The organism is Streptomyces sp. NPDC001093 (assembly GCF_040298985.1).
GTDB lineage: Bacteria > Actinomycetota > Actinomycetes > Streptomycetales > Streptomycetaceae > Streptomyces.
In genome coordinates, this window is record NZ_JBEPBF010000300.1 from 1 (window position 1) to 1,285 (window position 1,285).

Genomic DNA, 1,285 nt, shown 5'->3' on the forward strand with positions numbered 1-1,285 from the left:
TGAGCTTGTTCCGCTTTGACGGACACCATCGGTGTGGTGGTCAGGCTGCCAGTGCGGCCTCGTAGTCGGCGGGGCTGCAGTAGTCGAGGCTGCTGTGGAGTCGGTGCAAGTTGTACCAGCTTTCGATCCACTCAAAGATCGCGGTGTGGGCGGCGGACCTGCTCGGCCAGGGCTGGGTGCCGATCAGCTCGTTCTTCAAGGTGGCGAAGAACGACTCGGCCAGCGCGTTGTCCCAGCACTGGCCGGTGCGACCAACGGATAGCCGGACACCCAACTCGTCCGCCAGCAGGGTGAGTTCACGGCTGGTGTATTGACAGCCGCGGTCGGAGTGGAAGATCACCGAACCTGCGGGGCGGCGCTGGTGGCAGGCGGCTCGCAGTGCGTCGGCGACCAGTTCGGTGCGCAGGTGGTCGGCGGTGGCCCAGCCGACCACCCGTCGGGATGCGATGTCGATGACGGTGGCCAGGTAGAGCCAGCCCTCGTCGGTGGGGATGTAGGTGATGTCGCCGCACCAGCGGGTGTCGACCGCGGCCGGGTCGGGTCGGAAGTCGCGCAGGACCAGGTCCGGGCGGATGGCCGCGTGCGAGTCGGGGATCGTGGTGCGGTGTCGGCGTCTGCGGTGCCGGCCGGCGAGCCCCGCGGCCCGCATCAGCCGGGCGATGCGTCTGCGGCCACAGCTCGTCCCCTCACGCTTGAGGACGGCGTGGATGCGCGGGGCCCCATAGGTGCCCCGGGACCGGGCGTGGACCGTGGTGATCTGCTCGGTCAGCTCCGCGTCCTGCACGGCCCGGGGACCGGGGGTGCTGGCGCGGCGGGCGTAGAAGGCGGCACGGGAGACCTTGAGCAGTTCACAAGCGCGTTTGACGCTGTGGCCCGCCTGCTTCTCCGCCTCGATGAACGGGTGCACCGTCACCGGGTCTCCTTCGCGAAGAAAGCCGTGGCCCGCTTGAGGACCTCTACGTCCTCCCGCAGCCGGCGGTTCTCCCGCCGCAACTGGGCCAGTTCCTCGCGTTCGCTGCTGGTCAGACCGTCACGCTCGCCGGCATCGACCTCGGCTTGCTTGACCCAGTCGCGCACCGCGGTCTCGGTCAGGTCGAAGTCCTTGGCGACCTGGCCCACCGAGCGGTCACCGCGTCGGCACAGCTCGACGATCTCGGCCTTGAACTCCGGCGTGAACGAGCGGCGAGGACGCGGCTTCTTCTTCCCCATGCTCTCCATGATGGACATCATCCTTCTGGGACCGAAGCCCCTGATCTGCGATGTCCGTCAAAGCGGATCAAGCCCA

General features: G+C 68.3%; 2 protein-coding genes. Both read right to left on the reverse strand.

All coding sequences use genetic code 11. The annotated features are described in order from the left end of the window. Positions 1 to 40 precede the first annotated feature (40 nt). Entirely contained in the window at positions 41 to 913 is an 873-nt protein-coding gene (locus ABT288_RS49990; RefSeq protein WP_351623456.1) for an IS3 family transposase, read from the reverse strand. Next, on the reverse strand, positions 910 to 1,209 hold the full coding sequence (locus ABT288_RS49995) for a transposase (protein ID WP_351623457.1): 300 nt from the start codon (positions 1,207 to 1,209) through the stop codon (positions 910 to 912). Before ABT288_RS49995 ends, ABT288_RS49990 begins: the two co-directional genes overlap by 4 nt. Between the last annotated feature and the right edge of the window lie 76 nt (positions 1,210 to 1,285).